Origin of the sequence: Nocardia sp. NPDC005746, assembly GCF_040630785.1 — a bacterium.
GTDB lineage: Bacteria > Actinomycetota > Actinomycetes > Mycobacteriales > Mycobacteriaceae > Nocardia.
Window position 1 is genome coordinate 20,643 of the sequence record NZ_JBEXYE010000013.1, and the last position, 23,141, is coordinate 43,783.

General features: G+C 69.7%; 23 protein-coding genes and 1 pseudogene. 6 read left to right on the forward strand and 18 right to left on the reverse strand.

Features of this window, described 5'->3' with window-relative positions; translation table 11 throughout:
* Positions 1–124: 124 nt before the first annotated feature.
* The 7 genes from ABZ412_RS23960 to ABZ412_RS23990 form a co-directional block, all read right to left on the reverse strand.
* Positions 125–1,069, reverse strand: coding sequence for a ribose-phosphate pyrophosphokinase (locus ABZ412_RS23960; protein WP_357283784.1), 945 nt, complete (start codon positions 1,067–1,069; stop codon positions 125–127).
* A gap of 133 nt (positions 1,070–1,202) precedes the next feature.
* Complete coding sequence (locus ABZ412_RS23965) at positions 1,203–1,472, reverse strand: DUF1918 domain-containing protein (protein ID WP_357283786.1); 270 nt, start codon at positions 1,470–1,472, stop codon at positions 1,203–1,205.
* A gap of 89 nt (positions 1,473–1,561) precedes the next feature.
* Entirely contained in the window at positions 1,562–2,422 is an 861-nt protein-coding gene (locus tag ABZ412_RS23970) for an alpha/beta fold hydrolase (protein ID WP_357283788.1), read from the reverse strand.
* A gap of 9 nt (positions 2,423–2,431) precedes the next feature.
* Entirely contained in the window at positions 2,432–3,280 is an 849-nt protein-coding gene (locus tag ABZ412_RS23975) for a slipin family protein (RefSeq protein WP_357283790.1), read from the reverse strand.
* Positions 3,281–3,389: 109 nt separating this feature from the next.
* Positions 3,390–4,421, reverse strand: a complete 1,032-nt coding sequence (locus ABZ412_RS23980) for a hypothetical protein (protein WP_357283792.1) — start codon at positions 4,419–4,421, stop codon at positions 3,390–3,392.
* A gap of 228 nt (positions 4,422–4,649) precedes the next feature.
* Positions 4,650–5,069 (reverse strand): Hsp20/alpha crystallin family protein, encoded by a 420-nt coding sequence (locus tag ABZ412_RS23985; RefSeq protein ID WP_357283794.1) that lies wholly within the window; start codon positions 5,067–5,069, stop codon positions 4,650–4,652.
* 180 nt (positions 5,070–5,249) lie between these two features.
* Complete coding sequence (locus ABZ412_RS23990) at positions 5,250–5,921, reverse strand: DUF4389 domain-containing protein (RefSeq protein ID WP_357283796.1); 672 nt, start codon at positions 5,919–5,921, stop codon at positions 5,250–5,252.
* Between the two features lie 248 nt (positions 5,922–6,169).
* Here ABZ412_RS23990 and ABZ412_RS23995 point away from each other — a divergent pair, with 248 nt between their 5' ends.
* Positions 6,170–8,188, forward strand: a complete 2,019-nt coding sequence (locus tag ABZ412_RS23995; RefSeq protein WP_357283798.1) for an erythromycin esterase family protein — start codon at positions 6,170–6,172, stop codon at positions 8,186–8,188.
* 61 nt (positions 8,189–8,249) lie between these two features.
* Here the strand turns inward: ABZ412_RS23995 and ABZ412_RS24000 are convergent, their stop codons facing one another.
* On the reverse strand, positions 8,250–9,677 hold the full coding sequence (locus tag ABZ412_RS24000; RefSeq protein ID WP_357283800.1) for a wax ester/triacylglycerol synthase domain-containing protein: 1,428 nt from the start codon (positions 9,675–9,677) through the stop codon (positions 8,250–8,252).
* A 273-nt stretch (positions 9,678–9,950) separates the two neighbouring features.
* Between ABZ412_RS24000 and ABZ412_RS24005 the strand changes: the two genes are divergently transcribed.
* Both ABZ412_RS24005 and ABZ412_RS24010 read left to right on the forward strand, forming a co-directional pair.
* Positions 9,951–10,280, forward strand: a complete 330-nt coding sequence (locus ABZ412_RS24005) for a hypothetical protein (RefSeq protein WP_357283802.1) — start codon at positions 9,951–9,953, stop codon at positions 10,278–10,280.
* Between the two features lie 182 nt (positions 10,281–10,462).
* The gene (locus ABZ412_RS24010; RefSeq protein WP_357283804.1) at positions 10,463–11,464 is read left to right on the forward strand and encodes a hypothetical protein; all 1,002 of its coding nucleotides are present in this window, start codon (positions 10,463–10,465) and stop codon (positions 11,462–11,464) included.
* 171 nt (positions 11,465–11,635) lie between these two features.
* Here ABZ412_RS24010 and ABZ412_RS24015 read toward each other — a convergent pair whose 3' ends face one another.
* The 3 genes from ABZ412_RS24015 to ABZ412_RS24025 are packed head-to-tail and all read right to left on the reverse strand — an operon-like array spanning position 11,636 to position 13,606.
* Positions 11,636–12,559 carry a universal stress protein gene (locus ABZ412_RS24015; RefSeq protein ID WP_357283805.1) on the reverse strand — a complete coding sequence of 308 codons (924 nt, stop codon included), beginning with the start codon at positions 12,557–12,559 and terminating at the stop codon, positions 11,636–11,638.
* Positions 12,556–12,816 carry an SHOCT domain-containing protein gene (locus ABZ412_RS24020; protein ID WP_357284190.1) on the reverse strand — a complete coding sequence of 87 codons (261 nt, stop codon included), beginning with the start codon at positions 12,814–12,816 and terminating at the stop codon, positions 12,556–12,558. Before ABZ412_RS24020 ends, ABZ412_RS24015 begins: the two co-directional genes overlap by 4 nt.
* Before the next feature lie 28 nt (positions 12,817–12,844).
* A complete protein-coding gene (locus tag ABZ412_RS24025; RefSeq protein WP_357283806.1) occupies positions 12,845–13,606 on the reverse strand; it encodes an SDR family oxidoreductase in 762 nt (253 codons plus the stop codon).
* Positions 13,607–13,786: 180 nt separating this feature from the next.
* On the opposite strand from ABZ412_RS24025, the gene ABZ412_RS24030 reads away from it, so the two are divergent.
* The 3 genes and pseudogenes from ABZ412_RS24030 to ABZ412_RS24040 form a co-directional block, all read left to right on the forward strand.
* The gene (locus tag ABZ412_RS24030) at positions 13,787–14,497 is read left to right on the forward strand and encodes an SRPBCC family protein (RefSeq protein WP_357283808.1); all 711 of its coding nucleotides are present in this window, start codon (positions 13,787–13,789) and stop codon (positions 14,495–14,497) included.
* Positions 14,494–15,492, forward strand: coding sequence for a hypothetical protein (locus tag ABZ412_RS24035; protein ID WP_357283810.1), 999 nt, complete (start codon positions 14,494–14,496; stop codon positions 15,490–15,492). The genes ABZ412_RS24030 and ABZ412_RS24035 overlap by 4 nt, the downstream gene beginning before the upstream one ends.
* A 98-nt stretch (positions 15,493–15,590) precedes the next feature.
* A pseudogene (locus tag ABZ412_RS24040) lies at positions 15,591–16,139 on the forward strand (zinc-binding dehydrogenase); the annotation flags it as partial.
* A 301-nt stretch (positions 16,140–16,440) separates the two neighbouring features.
* On the opposite strand, the gene ABZ412_RS24045 reads toward ABZ412_RS24040, so the two are convergent.
* The 7 genes from ABZ412_RS24045 to ABZ412_RS24075 form a co-directional block, all read right to left on the reverse strand.
* The gene (locus ABZ412_RS24045) at positions 16,441–17,799 is read right to left on the reverse strand and encodes a wax ester/triacylglycerol synthase family O-acyltransferase (protein WP_357283812.1); all 1,359 of its coding nucleotides are present in this window, start codon (positions 17,797–17,799) and stop codon (positions 16,441–16,443) included.
* Between the two features lie 19 nt (positions 17,800–17,818).
* Positions 17,819–18,706, reverse strand: a complete 888-nt coding sequence (locus tag ABZ412_RS24050) for a universal stress protein (protein ID WP_357283815.1) — start codon at positions 18,704–18,706, stop codon at positions 17,819–17,821.
* 32 nt (positions 18,707–18,738) lie between these two features.
* Positions 18,739–19,329 (reverse strand): hypothetical protein, encoded by a 591-nt coding sequence (locus ABZ412_RS24055; protein WP_357283817.1) that lies wholly within the window; start codon positions 19,327–19,329, stop codon positions 18,739–18,741.
* 79 nt (positions 19,330–19,408) lie between these two features.
* Positions 19,409–21,112: a sulfate permease gene (gene sulP, locus ABZ412_RS24060; RefSeq protein ID WP_357283821.1), complete on the reverse strand. Its 1,704-nt coding sequence runs from the start codon at positions 21,110–21,112 to the stop codon at positions 19,409–19,411.
* Positions 21,113–21,281: 169 nt separating this feature from the next.
* A complete protein-coding gene (locus tag ABZ412_RS24065; protein WP_357283825.1) occupies positions 21,282–21,716 on the reverse strand; it encodes a hypothetical protein in 435 nt (144 codons plus the stop codon).
* Between the two features lie 5 nt (positions 21,717–21,721).
* Positions 21,722–22,480 (reverse strand): sigma 54 modulation/S30EA ribosomal C-terminal domain-containing protein, encoded by a 759-nt coding sequence (locus ABZ412_RS24070; protein WP_357283828.1) that lies wholly within the window; start codon positions 22,478–22,480, stop codon positions 21,722–21,724.
* A gap of 96 nt (positions 22,481–22,576) precedes the next feature.
* On the reverse strand, positions 22,577–23,059 hold the full coding sequence (locus ABZ412_RS24075; RefSeq protein ID WP_357283830.1) for a DUF2231 domain-containing protein: 483 nt from the start codon (positions 23,057–23,059) through the stop codon (positions 22,577–22,579).
* Positions 23,060–23,141 lie beyond the last annotated feature (82 nt).

Here is a 23,141-nt window from a genome sequence, read left to right on the forward strand (position 1 = left end):
ATCCCCGATTCGGCGAAATCGGCCGGACAGTACACCGTCCGCGCCTGCGGTGGCACGCCGACCCGCCGCGGGCGACGAAGCACCCGGTGTCCACACATTGGGATCGCGTCACGTTGGGATCGCGTCACGCCGATCGTGGACCCATTCGCGCCGGGGCGAACAGATCGTGCAGTGGCAGGTCCTCGTGCATGCGTGCGATGGCCTCGGCGAGCAGCGGCGCCACCGAGCACACTTCGAACGGAGGCGCCACGGCGGCGTGCGCCACGGTGTCGGTGACCAGTACGCGACGCACATCGAGCCGATGGAGGTGAGCGGCGCCGGCGAGCGGGCCGTGGCTCGCGGCCACGACGATGTCGGCCGCATGGTGCAGCAGCATCCCCACGGCCGCTTCGATGGTGGCGCCGGTGCAGATCATGTCGTCGACGATCACCGCCGGGCGGTGTCGCACATCGCCGAGCAGAGCGATCGCGCTGACACTCGACTCGTTTTCGCGGTACTTGCGAACCAGGGCGACCGAGTGCCCGGTGATTGCCGCGTACCGCTCGGCGAGTGTCGCGGCGCCGGCATCGGGCGCGACGATCACGGTGTCGCCGCCACGCACCGGGCTGACCCGCTCGGCCAGGAGCGGGACGGCCGTCAGCGTCTCGACGGGTATCGGGCTCACCGATTCCAGCGCGGGGGTGTGCGGATCGATGACGACGAGCCGTTCGGCGCCCGCACCCGCGATGGCTTCGACGACCACCCGCAGCCCGAGCGCCTGCCCGGACACGGTCCGCCGATCCTGCCGGGAATAGCCGAGGTAGGGCACCACCGCGGTCACCCGGGCCGCCCGCGATCGGCGGCAGGCGTCGAGCAGGAGCAGCAGTTCGACGAAGTTGTCGTTGACCGGCGGCGCGGTGGGCTGCACGACATACACGTCCTGGCCGCTGACGTGGCCGACGATCGGGCGGATCTCGCCATCGGGGAACCGTTCCAGCACAACGCCGAGCGCGTCGGCGTCGAGCCGTTCGGCGACCGCCGCGGCCAGCGCCGGATTGGCGCTGCCGGATACGACGCGAAGCGGAGTCATGATCGTCTTCCTTCCCTGATCGGCATAGGTTGTTCCTCGTATCCGAACGTTTCCACCGCGGTGCGGGTGGGCGGGAGGGCCGGATGCCGCACGCTCGAGGGTCGTTGGACTCCGCGATGCCGTGCCGGTCAGCTCACGCCGGGTGCAGGTGCGGATTCGGGCGGTGCTGCATAGAGGACAGGCGCGCGGACTCGAGATCTTCCCGGGTTCGCAGGTCCTCGGCGCTCAGCACGTAGGCGTCGGGTCCGGGGAAGATCAGGGATCGGTGCCCGGTGTCGGTCCAGTGCACCAGGTATGGCGGTTCCCCGTCCTTCCCGTGGACTTCCTCGATGAGACCGCGGCGAGGGGTGCCGCCGGTGGTGCGATGCTCTGCGATCAGCCAGTCGCCCTGTGTAGCAAACATGATGCGAACCTTCCTGTCTCCTCGGCACTCGATGTCATCCTCGTCCGGCTTCCGATTCGGGGGAAGGGCCGGAGGTCCCGGCGGGGAGGTCAGGCGGCACCGGTGCCGGACATGAAAGTGAGTGCCTCACTGACCACTTCACCGAAGCGGGTCGGGTCGGCGAGCAGCCAGCAGTGCCGGCCTTCGACGGTGACCGTCCGGATCTCCTCGTGCGCGGCCCGCAGCGTCTGGGTCGCGGCAGCGGGGATCACATTGTCCTCGTTGCTCCAGACGATCAGTATCGGCAGGCCCTGGCTGCCGAGTGCGGCCAGTTCGGCGGTCAGGTTCGCGGTTCTGACGAGGGTGACCGCGCGCCAGAAGACGCGTGGATGAGCGAGTGCGGCCGGGACGCCGTCGCGGAGGACGACCGGCAGCACGCGGGTCAGCTCGGGCACCGGCAGGAGATCGGCTTGCAGGTGCAGGCCCCAATCCCACAGCGGCCGCCGGGTCATCGCCACCAGCGCGCCTCGGCCGTCGACCCAGGCCGAGCCGCCGACCGAGTTGACCAGGATCAGCCGCTCCACCAGGTCCGGCGCGTCGTGGGCGGTCAGGATGGCGACGGCGCCGCCGAACGAGTGGCCGATCAGGGTGACCGGTTCGGCGATGCCGACGGCCCGGATGAACGCGGCGACCCAGGCCGCGTAGCCCTGGATACTGGTGCGGTCGGCGGGCAGTTCGCCGGTCCCGCCGAAGCCGGGCATCGTCGGCGCGTACACCCGCATCCCGCGACGCGCCAATTCCTCGAGCGCCGTTCGATAGGTACGGTTCGACAGCCCGAATCCGTGCAGCAGCACCACGCTGGGACCGGTGCCGCCGACCAGGTAACGGCTGCCCTCGCCGTCGATCGTCACGGTCCGCCACTCCAGCTCGCTGCCGTCGGTCCGATTGCCGTGCTGCCCTGGGAACTCCATGTGCCGCACCTATCCGCCCAGCATCGAGAGTTCCGACTTGGCTGCCTTGTCGGCGGCGGCGGCGGTTTCGCGGGCGAAGAACCCGCCGATATCGCTGATCGCGCTCATCAACGGCGCCGGGAACACCACGGTCGTATTCTTGTCCACGCCGAGCTCGACCAACGTTTGAAGGTTGCGCAGCTGTAGGGCGAGCGGATGCGCCATCATGGTGTCGGAAGCCGCGCCGAGTGCCGAGGCGGCGAGCGATTCGCCTTCGGCGGCAATGATTTTCGCACGCTTCTCGCGTTCGGCCTCGGCCTGCCGGGCCATCGCCCGCTTCATGCTCTCGGGCAGCTGGATATCCTTCAGCTCGACCAGCGTGACCTCCACGCCCCACTCGAGGGTGGTGGTATCGAGGATCTGACGGATGTCGGCGTTGATGGCGTCGGTCTCGGCCAGCGTTTGGTCGAGGGTGTGCTGGCCCACCACCTTGCGCAGGGTGGTCTGCGCGATCTGATCAATGGCCGAGTACACATTCTCGATCGCCACCACCGACTTGGGGGCGTCCACGACTCGGAAGTACGCCACCGCGGAGATATCGACGCTGACATTGTCGCGGGTGATGATGCCCTGCGACTGGATCGGCATCGTCACGATGCGCATCGACACCTTCCGCATCCGGTCGATCACCGGAATGATCAGGTTCAGTCCCGGTTCACGTACCGCAACGACCCGTCCGAGGCGGAACAGCACTCCCTTCTCGAACTGGAAAACCACTCGAATCGCCAATGCCGCCAGGACGAGCAGCACCACTCCGATCAGGGCGGCGACGGAAAACAGGACGTTCATAGTTTCCTCCAGATACTCCTCGTCCTCCATCGTGAGACCGGGACCTCTCAGCCAGCAGGGGCGAATGTCCTTCCGGCGCGGGCATTCGTCCTCATCTGGCCCGTTCGGTGCGAGGTCCGGCTCCGGCGCCGTTCGTCGATCACGGTGTCGGGAGCAGGTGCTCGTCGGCCAGGACGAGGGCCAGGAAAGCCCCGGTCACCCACGCCATGACCGCGGCCATGACCGCGCCGCCCAGTATGCCGATGACCGTGACGAGGATCGGCGGCTGTCCTGGCTGCCACAGCGGCGAGGTCACCATGAGGAAGGCCAGCAGACCGGCGACCCAGCCCACCGCGTTCGCCAGGATCCACAGGGCGGCCCGATCGGTGAAGCGACGCAACACCATCCACTGCGCGATGCCGATGGAGAACACCATGATCAGCGAACCCCCGACGGCCGCCGGAAGCTGCGCCCAGACGGGCCACTCACCGAATTGCTCGCCGTAGAGCATGGGCAGGACTCCGACGGTCCAGGCCACCACCGCGGCCGCCGACGTGGCGACCATCCAGTCCCGGCTTCGCAACCGGGACAGCCGCGTCCGCAGGACCCCGGCTTGGAAATACCCGAGTACCGTGCCTTCGACGGCTCCGGCGCCGAGCATGGACATCACCAGCACCGCCGCACTCGCGTGCGCGGTGAGGGCGCCGGCGAGCGCGGGTGCGAGGAACCCGAGCATCTCGCCCACGGTCACCCTGGTGAACCAGCTCCGGCGCAGATCATGCTCCGCCATCGTGTCCTCGTTCGGCGTCGAGAGATCGATCACCACATAGGGATCCGGCTCCGTCGTCGTCCGCGGGTGCGCGCGCCGATAGATCATGTCGAGGCGCTCGTGAGCGACGGTGTCCGGCATCGCGACCACGGCGATGCCGCGCCGCCATCGGCCCTCGATCCGGATCGAGGCCGCGCGCGGTGTCCGGAAGTTTCGCCACCAGTTCTTGGCGCCCGCGTGGCCGACCCGGATCACCGCGCTGTCGCCATCGAGCACGTATCCCACCGGCAGCGCGATGTGCCGGCCGGAAGATCGTGCCTGATACCGCAATTCCCCCACCGAGTGCCGCAATGCGGTGGGCAGCCGCAGCGCCATCAGCACCGCCGCAGCTCCCATTCCGGGTGTTTCGTATTTGGTTGCCACCGTGTCCTCCGTCTGTACCCCGGTCGAGGCGCTATCCCGATGGTCGCGCCCGGCGCTCGGTGAGGACAGAAGCCAAAGTCCCTACCCGCGACGGCCTTTCGACGCTGCCGTCGCGGCTGGAACCCGCGATGCGCGGCGGCAGCGACGATGACGGGTGGATTCGGACCGCGTGCGCGGCGATACGTTCCGTCATGATGTCCGCTCTCGCCACGGTCGGGGGATGAATCGCTATTCCGCCGACTCGACCTGGATATTGCGCACCGGCTCCTCCGGCTCACCGAGAGGAACGCTCACGGTGAGAATGCCTTTCGCGTAGCTGGCGTGGACGCCGTCCTCCTGGGCGCCCGGGGGGAGAGCCACCGTGCGGACGAAGGAGCCGTAGCTGAACTCCGAGCGACCCTTGTCCTCGTGCTCCGCGGTGCGCTCGGCCTTGATGGTGAGTCGGCCCTGGTGCACCGAGACCTGCACGTCCTTGGCCGGATCGATGCCCGGGATCTCGGCGCGCACGGTGTAGAGCTTGTCGTCCATGGTGTCCTCGACGCGCAGCGGGTGCGTGCCGAACATCGGCACGGTGGGCGATACCACGGCGTTCCACAGTTCGGCGAGATCCGGCAGCATCGCTCCGGACTGACGGTGTAGCAGGCTCATCGCAATCCTCCTCCTGGAAGTCGATGTGTTCTGACACAACAGATTTCACTCCGGGTAGGACGAAGTTCCCAGAGCTTCACGACTCCCGTTCGAGGGCCTTTGGTCCTCGTCTTCCCGGACCCGGTCCTGCTGTGTGGTCGCGATCGGCAGCGCACCGCACTCGGATCGTCGCCGCGTGGCTCACGCCGCGGAAGCCTCGCCGGGATCCCGCGGGCCCTGATCGAGCCGCAGGGGCGGGTATGCGTCGGTCATTAACGCGGAATAGGCCAGGACTCGGTAGAACCATCGGTTGACGCCGATGACGAAGCCGAACAGTCCGCGGGGGTAGCGGCCGGTGAACAGCAGCGCCACGGCGGCGATCAGGACCAGTACGCCGATCAGCGGAATTGTGGTGCGGCCGCCCTCGTCGTCGCCGCCCCCGAGCGCCACTCCCCCGCTGAGCAGCGCGGCCAGAATCAGGTAGTGCGGGATGGCCAGCAGCCACCACTTCACGAGCACGAGACCGCGCGAAAGCCGTTGCGGGTAGTCGATTTCCAGGTCCGCCGGGTAGTCGGTCCGGCGCAACGTGAACGGCGGATACTTGTCGGTGCCCAGCGCTGCGTAGGTGTAGAACTGCACGCGCCAGGACCAGCGCATCACGCCCACGCTGAAGTCGAACAGGGAGCGGGGGTAGCGCTCGGTGAACAGGATGGCGAACCACGCCGCCACCGTGGCCACCCAGAAGGCGATCCACAGGAAGAACAGCACGACGTAGTGGGGTATCGCGAGGATCCATTTCACCAGCCACAGCCAGCGTGAGAGTGGTTCGTCCAGATCGCCGCGCAGTCGGACGGCGTTGTATTCGGGGGTCATGTCGGGCTCCTTGCGGGATCGCCGGCGGAATCGGGGCCGGCTGCTCTCGATCGTGCGCTGCGACCGATGGCTCTGGGCAGCGGCCGAAGTCCCACGCCCGGTGGCATTTCGACGTCAAGGGGCCCGGTGCGCGTCCCGCGCCGACTGGGACGTTGGTCCCCCGCGCACCGGGCCCCAATGCTCTGTCGCACGCCACGCGGTGCCGAGCAGGCTGAATCCATCGAGCTCATCTCTCATCAGGAGTCGTCATGGCACCGGAGACGCCCGTCCCGCCGCGGGAACCGCAGCAGATCTTCCGCGATCGCCGTGAAGCCGGGCGCGTGCTGGCCCGGCTGCTCGAGCACTATCGCGGCGAGCCCGATCTGCTCGTGCTCGGCCTGGCGCGCGGCGGCGTGCCCGTCGCCTGGGAGGTAGCCGCGGCCCTGGACGCACCTCTGGACACGTTCATCGTGCGCAAGCTGGGCGCGCCCGGGAATCCCGAATTTGCGCTCGGGGCGCTGGCCTCGGACGGACGCGTCGTGGTGAACGACGATATGGTCCGCGCGCTGCGCGTGAGCCCCGAGCAGCTGCGATCCATCGCACGGTCCGAGGCGCACGAGCTGACCCGCCGCCAGATCGTCTACCGCGATGGCCGCGCACCGATCGAGGTGGCCGGGCGGACGGTCATTCTGGTCGACGACGGCTTGGCCACCGGCGCGAGCATGCTGGCCGCGGTCGAGGCGCTGCGTGTGGAGGAGCCCAAGCGCATCGTGGTCGCGGTCCCCGCCGCGCCGGAGTCCAGTTGCCGCGAGTTCGGCGCGCTCGTGGACGAAATGGTCTGCGCCACCATGCCCTCCCCGTTCCGGGCGGTCGGCGACTCGTTCTGGAATTTCAGCCAGGTCACCGATGCCGAGGTGCGCACCCTGCTCACTACGCCGACAGTCGGCGCGGCGGCCCCGGTCGCCGATCCGGTCGTCGTGCTGCGGGCCGCCGCGCTCGAGGCGCCCGCAGGCGTCCCGCCCGAACACGCGCTGGACGATCTCATCGGCGATGCACGGTTCGTGCTCATCGGCGAGAGCTCGCACGGTACCGAGGAGTTCTACGCCGCGCGGGCGGCCATCACCGGCTGGCTGATCAGTGAGCGCGGTTTCGCCGGAGTCGCCTGTGAGGCCGACTGGCCCGACGCCTACCGGATCGACCGCTATGTCCGCGGCCTGGGAGCTGACGATTCACCCACGCACGCGCTCAGTGGATTCGAGCGGTTCCCGGGCTGGATGTGGCGCAATACGGTGGTGCGCGAATTCGTCGAATGGCTGCGGCTGCACAACGACCAGCGCCGCCGCGAGGGGCGCGACTGCGCCGGATTCTACGGCCTGGACCTGTACTCCATGCACCGCTCGATGCGCCGGGTCGTCGACTACCTCGAACAGGTGGATCCGGCCGCCGCGCGCCGCGCCGCGCGCCGCTACGCCTGTTTCGACCGTGTCTCCGAGGAGGACGGTCAGGCCTACGGTTTCGCCGCCGCGTTCGGAGGCGGGGAATCCTGCCAGTCCGAGGTGGTCCGGCAGCTGGTCGAGTTGCGGCGCGCCGCAGCGGATCTCGTCGAGGCCGGCGATGGCGACGCGCATTTCGACGCGCTGCAGAATGCCTCGACGGTGCGTGACGCCGAGGCCTACTACCGGGCCATGTTCGGCCCCCGGGTGAGTTCGTGGAATCTGCGCGATGTGCACATGGCCGACACCCTCGACGCCCTGGCCGCCCAGCTGTCCCGGCCGGACACACCGACACGGATCGTGGTGTGGGCGCACAATTCTCACGTAGGCGATGCTCGCGCCACCGAGATGGCCGCCGACGGGCAGCTCTCGCTGGGACAACTGGTGCGTGAGCGCCACCCCGGGCAGTGCCGCACCATCGGATTCACCACCGCCTCCGGTACCGTCACCGCGGCGAGCCGCTGGGACGGCGCGGCCGAACGCAAGACCGTGCGTCCACCGCTGCCCAGCAGTATCGAGGAACTCCTGCACGACACCGGGATTCCCGCGTTGTATCTGCGCACCGACCGGCCCGACAACGTCGCCGACATTCTGCGCACGCCCCGCTTGGAACGCGCCATCGGCGTCATCTACCAGCCGGGCACCGAACGCCAGAGCCACTACTTCCACACCCGCATGGCTGATCGATTCGACGCCGTCATCCACATCGACCGGACCACCGCGCTCCAACCGCTCGTGCCGGACAGCACCGACGCCGCGGGCACGGTCCCGGAGACCTACCCGAGTGGACTCTGAGCCCGAAATCGCCGGGCGTCAGGCCCTTTCACCATCCCGAGCTCGCATGATCCGGATCGGTCTAGGCCCCCGGCGCCGTTTCCGGCGGCCCAGGATGATCCACCGGTGCCGGGCTGTCGTGCTCACCGGCGTCGAGCGCGGCGACCGTACGGAATCCGTCGGCCAGACACTCGGCCAGCACTGCCGGATCGGGCACCGCGGCGGTGTCGGAATTGATTCCGATACAGCAGGTTCCGGTGTGCGAGATCAGAGTGATGTTGAACGCGGTGCCGGTGGTGGGCCCGAAGGCGTAGACGCGCTCGACCTTCGCGCCGGCCACGTAGAGCGCGACCGGGGACCCCGGGACGTTGGAGGCGACGAAATCGACGTGTTTGAACATGCTCGTGACCAGGCCGACCGGCACCCTGTTGAAGGCGGCCGCGACGGCGTTCGACAGCGGGATCGCAGGTTCGCGTCGCCACCGCTCGACCGTGTCGCCGAGGGCGCGCATGAGATCGACCACACCGTCCACGGCGACGGGGACAGCGAACCGGGCGATGGTGATGCGGTTGCCGCCGATCGGATCGCCGGTGTGCCGCAGGCTGATCGGCATGGCCACCCGCAGCTGCTCGACCTGATGCCCGTGCCGGCTGTGGTAGACGCGCAAGCCGATCAGAACCGAAGCCAGAAAGGCGTCGTTGACCGTGCAGCCCGCCCGGCGCGCAGCGCCGTGCAACGGCTCCAAAGGCACCTCCAGCACCGCCAGCCGCCGCCCCAGACTCCGCCCGGTCATCTGGGGTGACAGCGTTCTGGTGATCGGCCGGGCGAGCCGGAGCAGCGATTCGGCCATCGCGACACCGTCGCGGACCGCACCGACAGGGTTGGTGACGGCACGCCGGGCGATCGGCGGTAACGCCGCCACGCCCGCGCGCACCAGGTCCACGCCCGCCGACCAGTTCCACGCGACGATGTCGCCGAACACCCCGCCTTCCGATGGCGCGGGGGCGGGGACCGATGCGTGCACGGTGCCCGCACGGCTGAAATCCAGAATCTCACCGGCGATCTGGATGCCACCGATACCGTCGGTGAGGCTGTGGTGAACCTTCAGCACGAGTGCGCTCCTCCCCCCGTCCAGACCGCCGAGCACGGTGAGCCGCCACAACGGCCGGGCCGGATCGAACGCGGACATGACCTCGGTGCGGGCGAACTCGATCACCGCCGCCAGGTCCGCCGGAGCCGGCAGGGCAAGATGCCGGACATGCCAGCGCAGGTCGAAATCGGGATCGGGGGTCCACCGCGGCGGCGTGAGCCCCCACGGCGCCGCGACCAACCGATGCCGGATCCGCGGCACCGCCCGCGTCCCCCGATCGAGCACACGCAGCAACCGATCCCAGTCCGGTTCGGCGTCCAGGATCAGCACCGTGACGATCGTCGAACGCAGATTCGGATCCTGCTCCATGCTCCACGTGAACAGGTCCGACTGGGTCATGTGCGAGTCGTGTGCGGTCATTGTCCCTACCATCCCGGAATGCGCGAATCCTGTATTACTCGCCGGGCGATTTCACTGTCTCCACTGTGACCGGCCCGACCCGTGATCGGCAGGGGCGAAGGTCACCCCGGTGGCGAGCATTCGGGCACTGCGGCCGCGGCCCGGGGAGGGGCCACAGCGACGGTCGTATGGGGACCATCGGCCCTACGGCGCGGGATGCCCACGCGCCCATGCTGATACACGGCGTCGAAGTCGTCGGCGGCCGTCCCACCGTTCTCGCGCTAGGAGCAAACCATGACCACATCCACTCGGCAGCAGTCCGCGCAGCCCTCGCAGACCGAGCGTCTGTCCGACGAGGTTCTCGAATCGGCCAAGGCCGGACAGCGCGCCGCCAGCGCCGCTGTGCACACGTTCATCAGCACCGTCGACGAGGCGATCCGCGAGCGGCGGGAGGCGATTCGCGAGGACTCGGCGCTGCACGCGCTACGCACGACCCTCGTCGACGCCGGGCTGGAACTGTCGGACAAGCTCATCACGGCGCAGTACGAGTTCCTGCGCAGCGTCGTGCGCGACGCGAGCGGGGCGCTGAACAAGCCGAACCAGCCCGACAGCGACCAGCAGTGAGCCACACCGCGAGTACTCGCCCGTGAGGAGACGCCCGGTGGCCGTGTCGGCACAGCCGGCAGCAGCCGGGCGCCTTCGCCGGTCCGGTGTCAGCCGCCGCAGGTCGCCGAGTGTCGAAATACCCTGCCACACAGGAAGAACGACCGTATCCGCCGGATTCGGACCACCCCGACACTGATGGTATGAGCGTCAACGATGATGTGCGCGGCCGTCCGGTGCCCGATCCAGGTACAGTCTCCGCGGTGATCGAGCTGGCGGCGCGGGCGCCGTCGGTGCACAACTCCCAGCCCTGGCGGTGGCGGTTCGACGGTGTCCACCTGAATCTGTTCGCCGACGCCGAGCGGCTGCTCTCGGCCGCGGACCCGCTCGGACGCCAGCTGGTGATCAGCTGCGGAGCGATGCTGCATCATGTCCAGGCGGCCTTCGCCGACCGCGGCTGGCACACCGACGTCATCCGGGTGCCGCAGGCGAAGCGCCCGGATCACCTGGCGGCCATCGGATTCCGGCCGTGGGTGGAGCCGCCGCCCGAGGTCCGCGCGCACGTGCGCGCCATCACCCGGCGCCGTACCGATCGGCTGGCGCTGCTGGAGCCCAGCGGCTGGGAGGACCTCGTTCCCCGGCTGCGCGAACTGGCCGCGGCACGGGACGTCCGGCTCGACGTGCTCGCCGAATCCGCTCGCCCACGGCTCGCCGCCCTGTCCCGCGAGTACGCGACCCTGCGCGGTCACGACCAGTTCTACGACCTCGAACTGCATACGTGGGCAGGGAATTCCGATACTCGCGACGGTGTTCCGCCGGCAGCCCTGGTCTCGGACGCGGAGTTCGCCCGGGTCGGCGTCGGCCGCGTCTTCCCGGCGGGTCCGCGTTCCACCCGCCGCGGTCCCCGCACCGACCATGCCCGGCTCGTGGTCCTCAGCGCGCTGCCGGACTCGGTCCCGCAATGGCTGCGCATCGGCGAGGCCCTCTCCGCGGTGCTGCTCGAGTGCGCCGCCGCCGGCCTCGCCACCTGCACCCTGACCAACATCACCGAATTGCCGCCCGGCCGAGACCTTCTCGCGAGCTTGATCGGTGGTCCCGGCATTCCGCAAGCGGTCATCCGAATCGGCTCCGCCCCACCCGATGAGGCCGCCGCGCCCCCGCTCACTCCCCGTCGCCCGGTCACGGACATCCTTACCTTCGGGTGAGGCCACGGCCGGGCCGGGGAGAGCCGGAATCACATCGTCATCGGGGGCAGGATGCCCTGCTGGTGCAGCCACATCATGACCGCATGGCACATCTGCATCAGCGGCGATGACATATCCATGGTGTTCATGCCCATCGATCTCAACTCCTCGCGGTCGGGTGGGGGAAGTGCTCTATTCGGATGGCACCACGATGATCGGGCACTCCACGGTGTGCAGCAGCGCGTCGCTGGTCGAGCCGAGCAGCATGCCGGTGAAGCCGCCGCGGCCCGCACGGCCGACCACGAGCAGCTGCGCGTCCTCCGAGGCGTCCAGCAAGGACTGGATCGGCCGGTCCCGCACCAGGATCCGACGCACCTGGACATCCGGGTAGCGTTCGCCGAAGCCGGCTAGCCGCTCGGCGAGCAGTTCGGTCTCGTGTTCGCGCACGGCGTCCCAGTCCGGCAGCGGCAGTCCCACGCGGTTGATGTCGCTCCAGGCGTGCAGCGCGTCCAGGCCGACCTTGCGGCGGGACGCCTCCTCGAAGGCGAGTTCCAGCGCAGGCATGCTCTGGGGTGAGCCGTCGATTCCCACGAGGACGGGCTTCTCGGCCGCAACCGGGTCGATGGCCGCGGTCGTGCGCACGACGGCGACCGGGCACTGCGCGTGGCGGGTCACCGCGGTACCGACCGAACCGAGCAGACCGCGCCGGATCGCACCGCGACCATGGCTGCCCACCACCAGCAGGCGCGCGTGCCGTGACCGTTCGATCAGGGTCGGTATCGCCGTGTCGAAGATGATGTCGGAGTTGATGGTCAGCGCGTCGCCGACCGCGGCCGCGCGCGCCACCCGAGTCGCCTCGTCCAGTACTCGCCGGCCGTCGAGACGCAGCCATTCGGTGTCGGTCTCGGTGAGCACCGCGCCCCGGCCCCACCCGCCGGAGACCGCCACCGAGGTGACGATCTCCAGCGGCGCGCCGTGCAGGCCCGCGTCGACGGCCGCCCACGCGACTGCCAGGTAGGAGACCGCTGATCCGTCGGTCGCGACGACGACCGGAGGATTCAGTTGTCCGCCGGGGGAATCGGCGGCGCCGCTCGCCGGATCGGAACGCTCGCTCATTGCCGCGCGCCCGACGCCCGGAGCGCGGTGAGCCGCGACGTGTACTCGGCCTCGTCGATCTCGCCGCGCGCGAAGCGCTGCGCCAGAAGTTCTTGCGGCGACGGGGATTCGTAACGCGGCGCGCCGCCCCGGTCGGGGACCGCGAACCGGATCGCCAGGACGATCCCGCCGATGACGAGAGCCCAGAAGATCAGCATTCCGACGCCCATCCCGGCATAACCCCAGCCACTCAGATCGTGGTCGTTCCAATACATCATGGCGACGCCTCCTTCTGTCGTTCCGCCATCACCGGTGGTCAGCACCGGATGCCTCGAGGACCCCGGCCTGGCCGGTGGTCGCGCCGCCGTCGATCACGAATTCCGAACCGGTCGAGAAGGTCGCCTCGGTGACCAGGAAACGCACCATGGCGGCCACCTCCCCCGGCTCGCCGAACCGCGGCAGCGGCTGGGTGGCGGCGATGGACTCGTCCATCCCGGCGGTCATCGCGGTGTGGATCGGGCCGGGGTGCACAGAGCACACCCGGATTCCGGACGAACCCAGTTCCAGCGCAGCGGCTTTGGTCAGCCCGCGCAGCGCCCACTTGCTGGCGACGTATCCGCTGATCCCGGCGTAGCCCATGAGCCCGGCGGTCGAGGACACATTGACGATGGCGCCGCCGCCCGCGGCGCGCAGGCGGGGCGCGGCGAGCCGCATGCCCAGCCAGGCCCCGACGACGTTGACGTCCAGGACGTGGCGGAACAGGTCGGGCGATTCCGTCTCCACGGTCCCGAAGTCGAGGATTCCGGCGTTGTTCACCAGGGCGGCCAGCGGGCCGAACTCGCGTTCGGTCTCCTCGATCACCCGCTGCCAGCGGGTCTCGTCGGTGACGTCGAGGTGATGGAACCGCGCCTGCGGCGCGAGGGTTTCGGCGAGCTCGAGCCCGTCCTCGGTCAGCAGGTCGGCGATGACCACACCGAAGCCCGCCTTCACCAGTTCCGCGACCACCGCCGCGCCGATTCCCCGCGCCCCGCCCGTGACGATGGCGCTCCGGTCCGCGAACTCGGTCATGGCTGGTCCTCCGATCCGTGCGAATCCGCTGTTCGGTCACAGCATCCCGCGCGCACCCACCGGCCCGAGACGGCCGAAAGTCACCGGTTGTGAGGGCGATTGCCGGGCCATCGGTCCCTGCGGAAATCGCGTCGGGCGGCCCAGGATCGACATCGACGCCCATCGAGAGGAATCGACCCCATGAGAACAGCGACCGCGACCGGCATCGGCGTGGCCTCGGCCCTGGCCGGACTGGCGATCGGCTATCGCCTCTTCGCCCGGAACAAGTGCGTGACCTGGGGATCGACCGCCGAGGAGGTCGGTCGCGTCATGCCCGGTGACGAACTGCTACCCGATGCCGGAACCGTCACCACCCGCGCGATCACGATCGCGGCCGCGCCGGAACAGATCTGGCCCTGGCTGGTGCAGATGGGTCCCGGCCGCGGCGGGGCGTACACCTATGACTGGATCGAGAACCTGCTCGGCCTGAACATGCACAGCGCCGACGAAATTCTGCCGCAATACCAGCGGCTCGCGGTCGACGACGTGCTGCCGATGGGCACGTCCGGTCCCGCCATGCGGGTCGCCGTGCTGGACGGCCCGCACGCCTTCGTCCTCGCCTCGACCGACCACCACTGGGTGTGGTCGTTCGGGCTGTACCCGACCGCCGAGGGCACCCGGCTGATCAGTCGCAACCGCATCGCGCTCCCGGACGCCGGTCTGCCGCAACGCGTGTTCTATATGCTGATCATGGAGCCCGGCAGCCTCGTCATGGAGGCGAAGATGCTGCGCGGGATCAAGGAGCGCGCCGAACGCACCGGCGCGCCACTCGCCCCGGTGACCAACGCCCCTGACCAGCGGGCGGAAAGCCCGTATGTTCCGCAGTGGCCGACGAGAACACTCGGAGGATGACCACCATGAACGCCACCCCGCTCGTCCCCGACCATCGCACCCTGATGTCCGCGATGCGCCTGGCGTCGCGCGCGCCCTCGGTGCACAACACCCAGCCCTGGCATTGGCGCTTCGACGGCGAGCGCCTGCACCTGCACAGCGACCCCGACCGGGTGCTGGTCACGGCCGACCCGCAGGGCCGTCAGCAGGTGATCAGCTGCGGGGCGATGCTGCACCACGTGCGCACCGCGTTCGGCGCGCACGGCTGGCACACCGACACGACTCGGATGCCGGATCCGCTCGATCCGGGCCGTCTCGCCGAGATCAGTTTCCGGCCCTGGCCCGGCCCCCCGGCCGGGCTGGTGGCGCGGGCGGGCGCGATCGACCACCGCCGCACCGACCGCCTGCCGATGGACCCGCCCGCGCACTGGGATGACGTGGCACGCACGCTGCGCATGCTGGTGTCCCCGCATTACGTGGACCTGGAAGTCCTCGACGACTCCGTGCGGCCGAGGCTGTCGGCGGTGTCCGAGCAGGCGGCCGCGCTGCGCCGGCACGATCAGATGTACCAGGCCGAAATCGGCTGGTGGGCCGGTCATTCCGGATTCCCCGAGGGAATCCCCACCGACGCGCTGATCTCCGACTCCGAGCGCGCCCGGGTCCGGGTGGGACGGGCGTTCCCGTCCGCGCCGCACTCCGCGCGCCGTCCCGATATCGAGGACCGGTCGCGGCTCGTCGTCCTCAGCACACCCGGCGATTCGGCCGCCGAATGGCTGGCCACCGGCGAGGCGCTCTCGGCGATCCTGCTCGAATGCACCGTAGCCGGTCTCGCCACCTGCGCCCTCACCCACATCACCGAATTGCCCACGGGCCGAAACATTCTCACCGGATTCCTGCCCAGGCCCGGCCATCCGCAGCTGGTCGTGCGCATCGGCGCCGCCCCCGCCGACGAACCCGAGCACCCGCCGACGCCACGCCGGCCGCTCGCCGACACCCTCACCATCGACCGGCACTGACCCGGAGGAGGTCGTCCCATGCGAGCGATGGTTTTTCACGGTCCCGGCCGGAATTCCTGGGACGACGTACCCGATCCCGCCATCGCACAACCCACCGACGACCGGGCGACACCGTCGCGATCATCGGCGCGGGCCCGATCGGCCTGGCCGCGATCCTCACCGCACAGCTCTACAGCCCCCGCCATATCGTCGTGATCGACCTGGCAGACAGCCGACTGGCCGCCGCCGCGAAACTCGGCGCGGACGTCATCGTCAACAGCGGCCGCGATGATCCCGCCACCGTGATCGGCGAACTCACCGGCGGCCTCGGCGCGGATGTCACCATCGAAGCCGTCGGCGTCCCCGAAACCTTCGAGACCGCGGTCGAACTCGCCCGCCCCGGTGGCCATGTCGCCAATATCGGCGTCCACGGCGCCCCCGCGACCCTGCATCTCGAGCGGATCTGGATCCGCGACCTCACGATCACCACCGGACTGGTCGACACCTACTCCACGCCGCGCCTGATCGACCTCGTCGCCGGCGGCCGCCTCGACCCCGCCGCGATGATCACCCACCATTTCACGATGAGCGAATTCGCCGCCGCCTACGACACTTTCGCCCGCGCGGGCGAGACCGGTGCGCTCAAAGTCGTCATCACCGCCGAATAGGCTCGCCGACCGGGTACGAGAGGATCAGGCGGCGAATCGGGTCAGGTGGCGAGGATCGCGAGCAGCGTCGCGCCGACCAGCACCACCGCGAGGGCTGTCACGAAGGCGATCAGGGCCCAGTCTTCCTGCGTACGGGGGAGTTTGGTTGTCATGGCTGAATTCCTCGCTGCGGGGTTCGGGCGGATCGGCCCGTCGGATCTGATCGTCCGCCATGACGGGCACCCGGTGAAGAAGCCGAAGTCCCTGGCTCCGTGGCCTTTCGGCGCTGATCGCCCATCGGTCCGCGCGGACATCGGCCCGCTCATCCGGCCGGGTCCTGCGGGCGGGCCCGCGCCGCGGCAAGCAGGTCGGCGATCGCGGTGTGGATGCCGTCGGCGATCCGGTCCAGATCCGGGGTCGAGTCGTAGTCGCCGGTGATGCCGAAGGTCAGCTGGTCGCCGTAGCTGAGGATGGCGATGCCGGTGCGCAGGCGCATGGCGATGGGGATGGCCGGAATCAGCTCCAGCACTTCGCGTCCCAGCATCGACAGGGTGCGGCGCGGGCCGGGGATGTTCGTCGCGACCGCGGTCACCCCGCGCTGGGGCAGGTGCGACCACAGCCGCATGCCCCAGGCGACCGGCGCGAACGGCAGCCGCCCGGCCAGGGCGAGCAGCGACTTCTCCGCCTGCGCGGCGCCGCCGGACTTGTGCCGGGCCATGCGCTGATGAATGGTGATCAGGCGTTCCACCGGGTCGTCCAGATGCAACGGCAGCAGGGACAGGACCGCGGAAACCCGGTTGTCCAGCAGGGATTTCGCGTCGGCCGCCCGCATCGACACCGGCACCAGGATGCGCACCGTCTTGCCCGTGGGCTGTTCCCCGCGGCCCAGCAGCACGCCGCGATAGGCCGAGGTCACCGCGGCGAGCACGACATCGTTGACCGTCGCGTCCAGGCCGCGGCCGATCTCGCGGATCTCCGCCAGGGAGGCGCGGGCGATCGTGTAGCGCCGCTGGCGGCCGATCGGGCCATTGAGCGAGGATGCCTCGGGCACCGAGACGAACGCGGCCACCACCGGGATCAGACTGCGCATCATCCCGACCGCGTAGCGCGGCACGTCCAGCGGCAGTCGCAACCCGGTGACGACGCGGTCGAGCCAGTCCGGTCCAGCGGTCGCGTCCGCCGGCGGTACCTCACGCAGCCGCGGATCGGATTCCTGTGCATCACACAGTCTTTCGAACAGGCTCACGCCGGAGACGCCGTCGACGAGGCTGTGGTGCGCCTTCACGATCAGCACCCAGCGCGCATCCGTCAAGCGCTCGACGACGACACATTCCCACATCGGATGATCTCGGTCCAAACGTTCGACGAGTTCGCCGGCCACGAACTCACGCAGGGTCTTCTCGTCGGCGGGTTCGGGCAGGGCGGCCCATCGAATATGGTGGGCCAGATCGAAGTTCGGGTCCTCCTCCCACACCGGGGCGGTCAGATCCAGTGGCGCGCGCCGGATTCGTTGTCGCAGGCGCTGGTTCGCCGCGACGCGCTCGGCCAGCATGGCCGAGAATTCCGCTCGCGCCGGTGGCTGCCCGGCCAGGATCGCCACCGCCGCGATGCCGAGGCTGATGCGACGGTCCGCGTCCTCGAGTTCGATGAATCCCGCATCCAGCGGCTGTAATTCGGTCATGACCGACACCTGATCTTCGTTATGCGCGGACAACGATCGCCGGGGTTTCGACGTTGTGCAGCACGGTGGAACTGGTGGATCCGAGTAGCAAGCCCTCGAATCCGCCCCGGCCGCGGCTGCCGACCACGACCAATTGCGCGTACTCCGATTCCCGCAGCAGTGCCTGGTGCGGGCGTTCCATCACCATCAGGCGGCGAACCGCCACGTCGGGATAGCGTTCTCCGAATCCGGCGAGCCGCTCGGACAGCAGTTCGTTCTCCCGCGCGCGCAGCGGCTCCCAGCCGATGAGCGGCACGTACGAACCGAGAATATCGGTCCAGGCGTGCAGCGCGGTCACCCCGACCTTACGCGCGGCGGCCTCGGCGAAGGCGAGTTCCAGCGCGGGCACGCTGTGGGGTGTGCCGTCGACCCCGACCAGCACCGGCTTCTCGGCGGAGAGCGGATCGGTCGCCGCGGTCGCATGGATGACCGCCACCGGGCATTCCGCGTGCCGAACGACCGCGTCGGCCACCGAGCCGAGCAGCCCACCCCGGATCGCGCCGAGACCGCGGCTGCCCACGACCACCGTCCGCGCGGTCCGGGACTGCTCGATGAGGTGTCCGACGATGGGTGCGCAGATCACTTCGGTCGTGATCGTGACGGCCGCCCCCGTCGCGCCGGCGCGCGCCACACGACTCGCCTCGTCCACGATTCGCTGCCCGTCCCTGGCCAGCCGCTCCCGATCGTCGGGCCCGAGCAGGTCGACCGGGACCTCGCCGACGGGCAGCGAGATCGAGGTGACGATGTGCAGCGCGCAGCCGTGCAGTCCGGCGTCCACCGCGGCCCACACGGCGGCCTGGTACGAGGTGGCCGACCCGTCGACGGCAGCGACGATACGCGTGCCCGGGGCGTCGAGATCAGTGGTCATGATCGGGTGTCCTTCCGAGGGATCCGGGGGTCTTACCTGCCGATGGGACGGTCGAGCCCGCGCAGCTCGGCCTCCCACCGCATGCCGTGCAGGCGTTCCAGCAACCGAGTCAGGCACCAGAGCAGTGCCAGCAGCGCGAAGCCCACGCCGATCAGCAACGCGACGCCGGTGCCGATGCCGTCGAGCACCGCCGATCCGGGTTGCCGGGGCGGGGCGCCGGGCAAGCCGTCTGCCCCGAGCCAGGTCTGCACGGTGGATCCGATCTTGGTGTCACGACGCACCTCGACGGTTCCCTTCCCGAGGCTCCCGTCGTGTTTCCACTGGATCTGAGCCTCGTAGTGGGCCGCCAGCGCGGGCCCGGCCGCCGCCGCGGTCTGCTTCGGCTCGGTCAGCACCGTCGCGAGCACCTCGGTCTTCGCGGCGTTCTCGGCGCTGATCCGCTCGGCGGACCCGCTGTAGGTCGCGGTCCCGACGGCGGCCGCCACCGGGATCGCCAGCAGGAACAGGGCCACGACCAGCAGGCGGCCCAACGCCTCCCAGCGGTCCGAGGCCCGCATGAGCGGGTTCGAGTTCCACGGTCGCAGCCGCCACACCCGCCACGCCAGTGAGGAATGGTGCGACATGGTCTTTCACCTCACTTCTGGAGAACCGATCCGTCCATCCAGCATCGCGTGACCGAGCCCACCGGAGACGGGCCTTAAGTCACCGATCCGCCGGTCCGAGGTCGTCGGTCTCGCGCCGGTAGGCGGCCAGGGCAGTCGGGAGTGTCGGGAATAATCGGTCGGCGCCGATGCGGTCGGTCAGCCCAGCGGCGTCGAGGGCCGCCCGTAGATCCTTCTTGACCCGTGCCATCACGAAAACGATTCCCCGGGAATCCAATTCGGACCTGAGCTGCTCGACGGCATCGAGAGCTGTCAGGTCGACCTCGACATTGGCCTCGGTATTGAGGACGAACCAGCGAACCGGGTTCACCGCGTTGTCGACGGCGGCCAGCGCACGGCGGCGGAAGTCCTCGGCGTTGGCGAAGCACAGGGGCGCGTCGTAGCGGTAGACCACCAGTCCGGGAACGGTCCTCGCCTCCGGATAGTCGTCGATATCGTGCATGCCCGCCAGGCCGGGGACGAACCCCTGGATGGCGTCGTGCGCGCGGGCCACCCGACGCAGCAGGTCCAGAATCGACAGCCCGACCGCGATCAGGATGCCGTACAGCACTCCTGCGGCCAGCACCGCGACCGCCGTGCTCAGCGCGAGTAGCAGCTCACTGCGCCGAAACCGGGCCAACCGGCCGAACTCGGGCAGGTCGATCAACCGCAGCGCGGCGTAGATGACCAATGCGCCCAATGCCGCGGACGGGACCGCGGCCAACACCGTCCGCCCCCAGAGCACGACGGCCAGCGCGGTGGCCAGCGCGACCACCGCATACAGCTGGGTGCGCGCCCCGGCGGCATCGGCGATGGTCGTACGGCTGCCGCTGCAACTGACCGGAAATCCTTGCGATACACCGGCGGTCAGGTTGGTCGCGCCCATGGCGAGCAATTCCTGGTTCGCGTCCACGGTGTCGCCGTGCCGTGCCGCGAAGGCCCGCGAGGTCAGGACCATGTCGGAGAATCCGACCAGGGCGATGCCGACAGCGGGCAGCAGCAGTTTGCCCACATCGGCGGCCGCGACCTGCGGCACGCTCGGCACCGGCAGCCCGGACGGGATCGCGCCCACGACGCGAATTCCGTGCTCCCGCAGGGAGAAGACGGCCACCACCGCCGTCGCTCCCAGGACAGCGATCAGCGGGCCGGGAACACGCGCGGCGTGTTTCGTCGACAGCAGCAGCATCATCAGGGTGAGGGTGGACAGAAGCACTGTCGGCCAATGCAATTCATCGATGTTCGACGCGAAGGACCGCAACTGATCCGCGATGGACTCCCCCGCCACGCTCACCCGGCTGAGCCTCCCGAGCTGACTCACGATCATGATTCCCGCGGTGCCGGCCAGATACCCCACCAACACCGGTTTCGACAGCAGATCGGCGAGCACTCCGAGCCGGGCCACCGCACCGGCCACACAGCAGGCTCCGACCACCAGCGCCAGCATCGCCGCCAGCGCGGCGTACCGGCCCGGATCCCCCGCCGCCAGCGGCGCCAGCGCCACCGCCGTCATGAGCGCGGTCGTCGACTCGGGCCCGACCGACAGCCGCTTGGACGTCCCCAGCACGACGTACACCGCCAGCGGCCCGAGCGTCGCCCACAACCCCACGATCGGCGCCAGACCCGCCACGGTCGCGTAGGCCATGACCTGAGGAATCAGATAGGCCGCCACGGTGACTCCGGCCAGCGCGTCCGACCGCAGCCAGGCCCGCCGGTAGCCCCGGAACTGTCGTGTTCCGGGCAGCCACCGCGCCGCGGCCTCGCCCATCCCTGCACGGTACCGCGCGCGGTCACCCCGGCGTGGGGTTCGGAACCAGCGCCGCGCTGTCACCGCCGCCACTGGGACGGCCGGACGCGATCGTGGCTCGCCGGTGTGGCCGGGAGCCCTGTGGTCGACAGGAATGCGACCGCGATGGCGATCGAAAAATGTTCCCGGCTCACGGTACCGCGCCGTTCAGGACCAGCACCCCCACGGTGAGCAGGGCGGCCGCCTTCACCACTTCCAGGCCGACGTAGGCATAGTGGCTGCGCGACCGCGGCCCCTCCGCGCCGGCGAGCACGGCATCGCTGCGCCGGGTCAGCCGGGGACGCACGGCGAGCAGTTGGATGGCCAGCGCGCCGATCGCCACGGCCACGGCGGCCGTCGTGGCGGATCCGGGTGGATCAGCCCAGACCGCCGCGAGAATCAGGATGGCGAAGAGGGATTCGACGCCGTTGAGGGCGCGGAAGACCAGGCGGCCGATGCCCAGCCCGATGGCCAGGGTGACGTTCGGGGCGCGGAACTTCAAGGGCGCCTCGATGAACGAGATGGCCAGCACCATGCCGAGCCATAGGAAATCGGCGGCGGTGAGGAAGGCACCGGCGGTGGTCATCGATATCACCCTCTCGAGACATCCGGTCCCGCAACGAGTCCCAGATCACCGTCGTAGCGGCGGTACAGGAGGCGGCCGCGGCGGTCGGACGGGTCGGTGAAGAACAGGAACGGCAGACCGTAGGCGCACAGCCGGGCCGCCGCCTGGGCTTCGGTGAATTCCCTTGTCGGGCGTGTGTTCATGGTGAGTGGTCGCCAGGTGGCAGCGGACGGCGGACACATTCGATGTTGCCGGGCCATCCGGATGCCCAGCGGCCCCGCCCAATACACGATCGCGTCCTCGCCGGTCTCGACGTCGGTGAACAGGAGGACGTCGTAGTCCATGGCATCCATGGCGGCGGCCGCGCCGACCGGATCGAGGACCTGCAGGCAGCAGTGCTTGCGCCGCACGATGGGACGCGCGTCGCTCACCGCCGCCAGCGGCGCGCGGCCGGGATCGGGCGCCCACCGCGGCTCGGCTTTCCCGGTGAGCCGGTCGAGTTGGCGGTCGAGGCGCTCGGCGGCGAAGGTGAGCGCGAAACCACCCGGCCCGTCGGCCTGGACACGAATCGGGGCGCCCGCGAACCGCGCGTTCACCTGCGCCACCGTCGTGGCCCCGAAACTGCCATTCCTGCTGAGCCGGACACTCGCGGGCGACTCGAGGTGGTGGCGACGCAGCACCTTCCGGACCACGCGGTCGGCCCGGCTCCTCTCGGCAGCGGTGACCGGACCACGCGACTCCACCGCGACCCCGGGCGTCGCCGCCGCCACTCGCGTCGTATTCATCGAAGATGCCCTCGCTCCTTGCCGATTCCGCCGAATGACAACGCCCATGCCATCATCCGGCGAGCGGCGCGGAACAGGGTCCAAGGTCCTCCCGGGTCACTTCCCGGCGCGCACCGGCTGTGCCGACACTCCGCTCCAGCCGGCGCGAGCGCCCGATTCCCCGATCCGGTACACCTGCACCGTCGCGGCCACGCCCGCCGCGATCGTGAGGACGGCGACCGCGCCGACGAGCATCCGTGACAACGCGCGGCCGCGTGTCTCCCGGACGTGGACGACAGCCACCAGGATCGCGACCGCCAACAGGGCGACGGCGAAGTAGACGAACGTGTCGCCGAGATGAGTGTGGTTGCGCAGGTCGGGATTTCGCCCGACCCGCCGCTCCAGCCACTCGCCCGCCTCCGTGGTGATCGGGGTCAGCACGGCGACCACCGTCGCGAGCGCGACCGTCAACCACACCAGCCGCCGCCGCGCGGCGGGCCACAGCGCCGAGGAGATCGCAAGCAGCGCGGTGAGCGGCGCCAGCACCACGATCGCGTGGACCAGCAGGATGTGGGCCGGGAGCCCGTTGATCGTGGACATCAGCGACTTCCGTTCGGTTCGGCTGCAGTGCGGACCAGCCTTCCCGGCGTCCCTGGGAGAACGCTGGGACCGCCCCGCGAGC